The organism is Caballeronia sp. M23-90 (genome assembly GCF_053574605.1).
The window spans coordinates 1-7,453 of record NZ_JBSIPA010000337.1 but is presented as its reverse complement, the minus strand read 5'-3'; the positions used below and the strand labels follow the sequence as shown (position 1 = coordinate 7,453).

At 61.4% G+C, this 7,453-nt stretch carries 9 protein-coding genes; 7 read left to right on the top strand and 2 right to left on the bottom strand.

Annotation, left to right across the window (positions count from 1 at the left end; all coding sequences use genetic code 11):
- Positions 1 to 98 precede the first annotated feature (98 nt).
- From phnH to ACRXB1_RS25765, 6 genes are read left to right on the top strand one after another with little or no spacing between them, the layout of a single operon-like run.
- Positions 99 to 755 (top strand): phosphonate C-P lyase system protein PhnH, encoded by a 657-nt coding sequence (gene phnH, locus ACRXB1_RS25790; RefSeq protein WP_449493649.1) that lies wholly within the window; start codon positions 99 to 101, stop codon positions 753 to 755.
- A complete protein-coding gene (locus ACRXB1_RS25785) occupies positions 755 to 1,855 on the top strand; it encodes a carbon-phosphorus lyase complex subunit PhnI (RefSeq protein WP_449493648.1) in 1,101 nt (366 codons plus the stop codon). The genes phnH and ACRXB1_RS25785 overlap by 1 nt, the downstream gene beginning before the upstream one ends.
- The gene (locus ACRXB1_RS25780) at positions 1,852 to 2,727 is read left to right on the top strand and encodes an alpha-D-ribose 1-methylphosphonate 5-phosphate C-P-lyase PhnJ (RefSeq protein ID WP_174362907.1); all 876 of its coding nucleotides are present in this window, start codon (positions 1,852 to 1,854) and stop codon (positions 2,725 to 2,727) included. The genes ACRXB1_RS25785 and ACRXB1_RS25780 overlap by 4 nt, the downstream gene beginning before the upstream one ends.
- Complete coding sequence (gene phnK / locus ACRXB1_RS25775; protein ID WP_062170798.1) at positions 2,724 to 3,509, top strand: phosphonate C-P lyase system protein PhnK; 786 nt, start codon at positions 2,724 to 2,726, stop codon at positions 3,507 to 3,509. The genes ACRXB1_RS25780 and phnK overlap by 4 nt, the downstream gene beginning before the upstream one ends.
- A 9-nt stretch (positions 3,510 to 3,518) precedes the next feature.
- Positions 3,519 to 4,310 carry a phosphonate C-P lyase system protein PhnL gene (gene phnL / locus ACRXB1_RS25770; protein WP_174362906.1) on the top strand — a complete coding sequence of 264 codons (792 nt, stop codon included), beginning with the start codon at positions 3,519 to 3,521 and terminating at the stop codon, positions 4,308 to 4,310.
- Positions 4,304 to 5,437: an alpha-D-ribose 1-methylphosphonate 5-triphosphate diphosphatase gene (locus ACRXB1_RS25765; protein WP_086382837.1), complete on the top strand. Its 1,134-nt coding sequence runs from the start codon at positions 4,304 to 4,306 to the stop codon at positions 5,435 to 5,437. The genes phnL and ACRXB1_RS25765 overlap by 7 nt, the downstream gene beginning before the upstream one ends.
- A gap of 81 nt (positions 5,438 to 5,518) precedes the next feature.
- Here the strand turns inward: ACRXB1_RS25765 and ACRXB1_RS25760 are convergent, their stop codons facing one another.
- The gene (locus ACRXB1_RS25760) at positions 5,519 to 6,115 is read right to left on the bottom strand and encodes a pyridoxamine 5'-phosphate oxidase family protein (protein ID WP_449493647.1); all 597 of its coding nucleotides are present in this window, start codon (positions 6,113 to 6,115) and stop codon (positions 5,519 to 5,521) included.
- A gap of 29 nt (positions 6,116 to 6,144) precedes the next feature.
- The gene (locus tag ACRXB1_RS25755) at positions 6,145 to 6,903 is read right to left on the bottom strand and encodes a GntR family transcriptional regulator (RefSeq protein WP_174362905.1); all 759 of its coding nucleotides are present in this window, start codon (positions 6,901 to 6,903) and stop codon (positions 6,145 to 6,147) included.
- 68 nt (positions 6,904 to 6,971) lie between these two features.
- Between ACRXB1_RS25755 and ACRXB1_RS25750 the strand changes: the two genes are divergently transcribed.
- Positions 6,972 to 7,427 carry an enoyl-CoA hydratase/isomerase family protein gene (locus ACRXB1_RS25750; protein WP_449493646.1) on the top strand — a complete coding sequence of 152 codons (456 nt, stop codon included), beginning with the start codon at positions 6,972 to 6,974 and terminating at the stop codon, positions 7,425 to 7,427.
- The last annotated feature ends 26 nt before the right edge of the window (positions 7,428 to 7,453 follow it).

Here is a 7,453-nt window from a genome sequence, read left to right as displayed (position 1 = left end):
TTTTTGCTGGCGGTTTGCAGCGATGCGCGCCGCCAGCAAAAGCAGGCGCGCGCGGCGGCCACGAAAGTTGAATTCTTCACGATGGTGAGAGGTGACTGATGCAACGTAACAACCCATCTGCGGGTGCTCGGGGGGCGAGTGCGGGAAGCATCGACCTCGCCACGCTCACGCCTGGTTTAACCGATACCATCCATGACTCGCAGGGCGTGTTCCGCTCGCTGCTGGATGCATTGTCCCGGCCAGGCAAGATCGTATCCATAGACACGGTCGTGCCGGCTCTTGCGAACGAGCAAGAGGCGTACGTGCCGGTTGCCGCCTACGCTGCGTTGCTCGCGCTCGCGGATTATTCGACGCCCGTGCTGCTGCAGCATCCACATCGAGCATTGAGCGACGCCCTGCGCTTTCACACCGGCGCGCCGGTGACGGACGATTGTTCGGAAGCCGTGTTTGCCTATCTCGACGACGCACACTCCATGCCGTCGCTTGAAGAGTTTTCGCTTGGCGAACCCGAGACGCCGGAAACGGCCGCGATGCTGTTCATCCGCGTGGAGTCGCTGACAAGCGGCGCACCTGTGACGTGGCGCGGTCCCGGAATCCGCGAGTCGGAAACGGTTTGTGTGGAAGGCGTGCCTGCCTCGTTCTGGCACGAGCGCGCGCAACTTGCGAGCGACTTTCCGTGCGGCGTCGATTGTTATTTCGTTCGTGGCGGTTCGGTGATCGGATTGCCCCGCACAACACGCGTGGAGGTGGACTGATGTACGTTGCAGTCAAAGGCGGCGAACGCGCGATCGAACGTTCATGGGACCTGCTCGCAGAAAAACGCCGCGGCAATCAGGCGCTGGCAGAACTCAGCGTAGGCCAGATTCGCGAGCAGCTTCGGCTGGCCGTCGCACGCGTGATGACCGAGGGTTCTGTCTACGACGAAGAACTCGCCGCGCTCGCAATCAAGCAGGCGGCGGGCGATCTGGTCGAGGCGATATTCCTGCTGCGGGCTTACCGCACCACGTTGCCGCGTTTCGGCTATACGCTTCCTGTCGATACAGAAGAGATGTGCGTCGAGCGGCGAATCTCCGCTGCCTTCAAGGACATTCCCGGCGGACAGATGCTGGGGGGCACCTACGATTACACCCAGCGGCTGCTTGATTTCAAACTGCTTGCGGAAGGCGCCGCATCCGATGCCGGCAAGAAGATCGCGCCGCCCTCGGTGAAGGAGGATCCCATGCCGCGCGTGCTTGCCTTGCTCGACAAGGAGGGCTTGATCGAGCAGGAAAGGGCGCACGCGGATGCGTCCGAACCCGGCGATATTACGCGCGAACCGCTGACGTTTCCGGTCGATCGTACGGTTCGCCTGCAGAATCTCGCGCGTGCTGATGAAGGGTTCCTGCTCGCGATGGGCTACGCGACACAGCGCGGTTATTCGCACACGCATCCTTTCGCAGGCGAGATCCGCAACGGCGAAGTTGCGGTGGAAATGGATATTGAAGAGCTCGGCTTCTCCATTGAAATCGGGGATATGGAGGTCACGGAATGCCAGATGATCAACCAGTTTGCCGGCAGTGGTGACGTGCCGCCGACGTTCACGCAAGGCTATGGACTCGCGTTCGGCCATTCGGAACGCAAGGCGATGGCAATGGCGCTCGTCGACCGTTCACTGCGCGCGCCTGATCTGGGCGAGACGGTCGCATCGCCGACGCAGGACGCCGAGTTCGTGCTCTCCCACAGCGACAACGTGGAAGCATCGGGCTTCGTTCAGCATCTGAAATTGCCGCACTATGTGGACTTCCAGTCGGAGCTCGAGTTGCTGCGGCGACTGCGCGCGGGTCTGGAAAAAGAACAGCAGGAGAACGCAGCATGAACGCGCGTACGCAGGAAACTGGCATTGCAGAAGGCTACAACTTCGCCTATCTCGACGAACAAACCAAGCGCATGATCCGTCGTGCGTTGCTGAAGGCCGTTGCCATCCCCGGACACCAGGTTCCGTTCGCATCGCGCGAAATGCCGTTGCCTTATGGCTGGGGAACGGGCGGATTGCAGGTTACGTCCGCCATCATCGGGCGCAGCGATACGCTGAAGGTCATCGACCAGGGTTCGGATGAAACGACCAATGCCGTCAACATCCGGCGCTTTTTCGCGCGCACGGCCGGCATTGCAACGACCACGCGAACCGTGGATGCATCGATCATTCAGACGCGTCACCGGATTCCGGAAACGCCGCTGACGGACAAGCAGATCCTCGTGTACCAGGTGCCGATGCCCGAGCCGCTTTACCGGCTGGAACCGCGCGTGACCGAGTGCCGCAAGCTTCATTCGCTCGCCGACTATGGCCTGATCAACGTGAAGTACTACGAGGACATCGTGCAGCATGGCAGCATTGCAACGACCTACGATTACCCGGTCCTTGTGAACGACCGCTATCTTTCGTCGCCTTCGCCAATCCCGAAGTTCGACAACCCCAAGATGCACATGAACCCCGCGTTGCAGCTTTTCGGAGCGGGCCGCGAACGGCGCATTTACGCCATTCCACCTTATACGAAGGTCAAGAGCCTCGATTTCGAGGATCATCCGTTCAGCATCCAGCACTGGGAACACGAATGCGCGCTGTGTGGATCGCATGAAAGTTTCCTGGACGAGATGATTGTCGACGACGAGGGCAAACGCATGTTCGTGTGTTCCGACAGCGACTATTGCCAGGAACATCGTGCTGCGAATGAACAGGGGGATGCATGAACGGTTCATCCGTAGCTCCGCTGCTCAGCGCACGCGGACTCACCAGGCGTTATAACGGACGCGGCGGTTGTGCCGACGTGGATATAGACATCTATCCGGGCGAAGTTCTGTGTATTGTCGGTGAATCGGGCTCGGGGAAATCGACCTTGCTGAACGCGCTGGCCTTGCGCACCCCTGCGGACGATGGCGCATTGACGTATCGCACGGCCGGGCACGAAGTACTCGACCTGCTTGCGCTGCCCATGCCGCGCCGCCGGATGCTCGCTCGTACGGACTGGGGTTTCGTGCATCAGAATGCACGCGATGGCTTGCGTCACGGTGTATCGGCGGGAGCGAACATTGGCGAGCCCCTGATGGCGAACGGCGCCCGTCATTACGGCAAGCTTCGCGAGACAGCGTCCGACTGGATGAGCCAGGTCGAGCTCGATGCCGCGCGTATCGACGAGTTGCCGTCGGCGTTTTCAGGCGGCATGCAGCAGCGGCTGCAGATCGCGCGCAACCTGGTGACGAAACCGCGCCTCGTTTTCATGGATGAACCGACGGCGGGGCTCGATGTATCCGTGCAGGCGCGATTGCTTGACCTGCTTCGCACGTTGACCGGCAAGCTGCATCTTGCAGCGCTGATCGTGACGCACGATATCGGCGTGGCGCGCCTGCTTGCGCACCGGTTGATGGTGATGAAGGATGGCCGCGTGGTGGAAAGCGGGCTGACCGATCAGGTCCTCGACGATCCTCAACATCCCTATACACAGACGCTGGTAGCGTCCGTGCTGCCCGTCTGAGAGCCTAGAATGAACGCCAATCGCTTCAAAGAACTCGCGGACGACGCCGCCTTCGCCGAAAGCAAGACGTTGATGCTGCGCGCGCGCGGCGTCGAGAAGACTTTCACGCTGCATCAGCAGGGCGGTGTGAGCATTGCAGCGCTGGGCGGTGTATCGCTCGATGTGGAGCGCGGCGAATGCGTGGTGTTGTCCGGGCCCTCGGGTGTCGGCAAGAGCACCTTGCTGCGCTGCATGTACGGCAACTATCTGCTGACACGCGGCACGGTTACCATTCGCGACGAGAGCCGCGCATCCGGGTTCCTGTCGCTGTCCCATGCTGAACCGCACGACGTGATCCGCCTGCGCCGCACGACCATGGGCTACGTCAGCCAGTTTTTGCGCGCAATCCCGCGGGTTTCATCCATCGATCTCGTGAGCGAGCCGCTCGTATCGCGCGGCTTGAATGAAGATGAAGCGCGCGAACGGGCCGGTGTCCTGCTGGAGCGCCTGAACGTGGCGCGCCGTTTATGGACGCTCGCACCGGCCACGTTTTCGGGCGGTGAGCAACAACGCATCAACATCGCTCGTGGGTTGATTGCTGGGCAGCCGCTCTTGCTGCTCGACGAGCCCACCGCATCGCTCGATGCAGAGAACCGGCAGGTGGTCGCCGATCTCATAGTCGACGCGCGCGAGCGGGGCGCGGCGATCGTAGGCATTTTCCACGACGAGGACACGCGCGAACGCGTCGCGACTCGTCTGATCCAACTCAACGCTCCCGCCGGGCAGGCGGCCACGACTACGGAAACCTTGCAGACATGTTGATCAAGAACGCGCGAATCGTCACTCGCGACGAAGAGTTCACAGGTGTTGTACGCATTGCCGACGGACGCATTGCCGAGGTTGCGCCCGGCACGACTTCAGCCGGCGACGCCGAAGACTGGGGCGGCGATTATCTATTGCCCGGCCTCGTTGAACTGCATACGGACAACATCGAAAAACACATCGCGCCGCGTCCCGGCGTGCTGTGGAATTCCGATGCCGCGATCGTCGTGCATGATGCGCAAGTGGCGAGCGCCGGCATCACGACCGTTTTCGATGCATTGGGCATCGGCTCACGTGGGGGCGTGGGTGTGCGCGGCAAGGAGTTGCAGACCAATAACGCGCGGGCAATAGAACGCCTTGCGGGAAAGGGCTTGTTGCGTGTCGATCACTTCCTGCACTTGCGCTGCGAGATAGCGGCGGCGGATGTGCTCGAAGTTTTCGATAGTCTCGTTTCGCATCCTCTGCTTCGGCTCGTTTCGGTGATGGACCATACGCCGGGCCAGCGTCAATGGCACGACCCCGTGCAATGGCGCAAGTACCAGGAGCGTCACGGCAAATGGACGGATGCGCACGCGAACACCATGCTCGACGAACTGACCCGCGATCAGCAGCGGTATGCGCGGCTGCATCGGACGGAGATTGTCGCGCGTTGCAAGGCGCGTGGCCTGCCGCTCGCAAGTCACGACGATACGTCGGTCGACCACGTGCTCGAAGCGGCGGAAGACGGCATCGTGCTGGCCGAATTCCCGACCACGCTCGTGGCGGCAGAGGCAGCGCGCGAGCGTGGAATCTCGACGATCATGGGTGCGCCGAACATCGTGCGCGGCGGATCGCATTCGGGCAATGTCTCGGCGCTCGAAATGGCAAGGGCGGGATTGCTCGACATCCTGTCATCGGATTACGTGCCTTCGAGCCTGCTGACCGCGACCTTCGATCTCGTCGATAAAGCCGGCTGGTCCCTGCCGCAAGCAATGCGAACGGTGTCATCCGCGCCGGCCAAGGCGGCGGGACTGACAGACCGGGGCGCCATCGCCATCGGCTTGCGAGCGGACTTCGTGCGCGTCGCTATGTCCGATCGTCTGCCGATTCCGCGTGCGACCTATCTGGAGGGAAAACGCGTCGCATAGCGGATCAACAAAGGGTCGATAAAACCGCGATGGGCAATTCTTGACTCAGGCGAGGCGGCCTGAGCGTAAGCGCCTTGAGTCTCATGGCGCGACCCATTGCCCCTGGAAGGCGCCATCGTCACGTACATGAAACTGCGCTCTGTGGTGCGGCTCGTTCGACAGATCGAGATAGTCGATGTGCCGCACCGAAACATGCACAAGGCAGAAGTTCTCGTAGCCGAGCATGGGGTCCGCGGCATCAGGCGCGGCGGCCTGGGCGGGGTCATCGATAACACTTCCCGACACAACCGGTGATCGATACAAGATCAACGTACGCGGCCGGCTCGAATTCCACACGGCCAGCTTTTCGGCTTCATCGGTCACGAAAGACGCAATGCCTTCCACGCGAATCTGCACGAGTCGCTCGGCGTCGTACCCGTGCATCGAAATGGCCGGGCGTGCGCGTAGTTCGCGGACTTTCCCGGAACGGATGTCCGTGTGAAATGAAAGACGAGCAAGCTCTTCGTTTGCATCGCGCAATACGATGGTCCGGACCTTGGGATTTCCATCGACGCCTACAGTCGCCGCCTGCAGCACGCTGAACGGCGATCGTCCGGCGCCGGCGCCTGCACGCAAGGAATCCCAGATCGACTTGAACAAGTCCTTCATGTCTGGTGTAGCAGAGGCGCTTGAAGTCACGTGTTGGTCCCGGGTGTGAGGTGAATGGTTCAGCCCTCAGTTTCCTTCAATACTGCCGTTGCTGCTTCGCATGCGCCACGCAGTTGCTCTCGCATCAGGTCCTGCACGCGTTTGTCGCCGGTGGAGATCGCGTCCTTGATCTTCACGGCCTGTTCGAACGATGCCCGCATCCGTCCGCCGCGCGCCATTGCAATCCGTCGCAAGCGGCGTACCGGACCCATGAGGCTCGCGTGCGTTGCCTGAAGCGTGCGGTTATCGGCGAGGGTCATTACGATCGAATAGAAGCGGTCGAGGGCATCCACGTACGCCGCGGGATCATTGGCGGCCACATTCGCACGCATCTCGCCGATCACGTCTTCCAGTTGAGCGCGCCCGAGCGTCGTGATGTTTTCCGCGCAAAGCTGAACGGCGAGGCATTCGAGCGCCGTGCGCACTGTGTAAATCTCCGCAACGTCACGCAGTGTCACGGACCGCACGAACGCCCCTACGCGCGCCACCACGGTCACCAGGCCTTCGCGTTCGAGTTGTGCAAACGCCTCACGCATCGGCGTGCGGCTGACGTTCAATTGCTTCGCGACCTGCACCTCCGATAGCCGGCTTCCCGGCGCCAGCACACCTTCCACGATCGCCTCTCGCAACGCCGGCACGACCACGCCGTCGCTGAGCGAGTCGCCGGACGCGTCGACCATGCGCATTTTCGAGTGATATTTGCGGCCGATGGTTTCGAGCGCCTGCTCGGGCACACGAGCGGTAATTTCCATTTCAGCGGGTTTCGTTGCAGAGGCCATTGACTTTCCGTTGTTCGATGAATACGCTGTATACAGCTTATACAGGCGATTATACAACAGGAGGCTGCTTGGACCACGCGCGCTTGCCGGACCCGGTCGTGATCGATCGATCGGGAGAAATTCTGACCTTTACGCTGAACAATGCCGCCGCCGGCAACGAAATCACTGCGCCCATGTTCGACGCCATGATCGCCGTCTTGCGTAGCGAGGCAACCTTGCCTACGGCGCGCGTGCTGCGCATTCGCGCAAGCGGTGAAACGTTCTGCACAGGGCGGGAACGCGCCGGAACGGACGCGGTTTCGATTCATCGCGAAGTCTCGCGGTTGATCGAATTGAAGCGGCTACTGCGGGCATCGCCGATGATTTCGATTGCCGAGGTGCAGGGCGATGCGCTCGGTTTCGGCTTTGGTCTTGCGATCCTGTGCGACTTCACGCTGGTAGCGGGCAGCGCGAAGCTCGCCTTTCCCGAGATGCGCAAGGGCTTGCACCTCGGCAATCGAAATCATCGGCGATGCCCGCAGTAGCCGCTTCAATTCGATCAACCGCGAGA

Bases quoted from the DNA above. Each gene is read 5' to 3' on its own strand.
- phnH (WP_449493649.1), top strand. From the start codon at position 99: ATGCAACGTAACAACCCATCTGCGGGTGCTCGGGGGGCGAGTGCGGGA.
- ACRXB1_RS25785 (WP_449493648.1), top strand. From the start codon at position 755: ATGTACGTTGCAGTCAAAGGCGGCGAACGCGCGATCGAACGTTCATGG.
- ACRXB1_RS25780 (WP_174362907.1), top strand. From the start codon at position 1,852: ATGAACGCGCGTACGCAGGAAACTGGCATTGCAGAAGGCTACAACTTC.
- phnK (WP_062170798.1), top strand. From the start codon at position 2,724: ATGAACGGTTCATCCGTAGCTCCGCTGCTCAGCGCACGCGGACTCACC.
- phnL (WP_174362906.1), top strand. From the start codon at position 3,519: ATGAACGCCAATCGCTTCAAAGAACTCGCGGACGACGCCGCCTTCGCC.
- ACRXB1_RS25765 (WP_086382837.1), top strand. From the start codon at position 4,304: ATGTTGATCAAGAACGCGCGAATCGTCACTCGCGACGAAGAGTTCACA.
- ACRXB1_RS25755 (WP_174362905.1), bottom strand. From the start codon at position 6,903: ATGGCCTCTGCAACGAAACCCGCTGAAATGGAAATTACCGCTCGTGTG.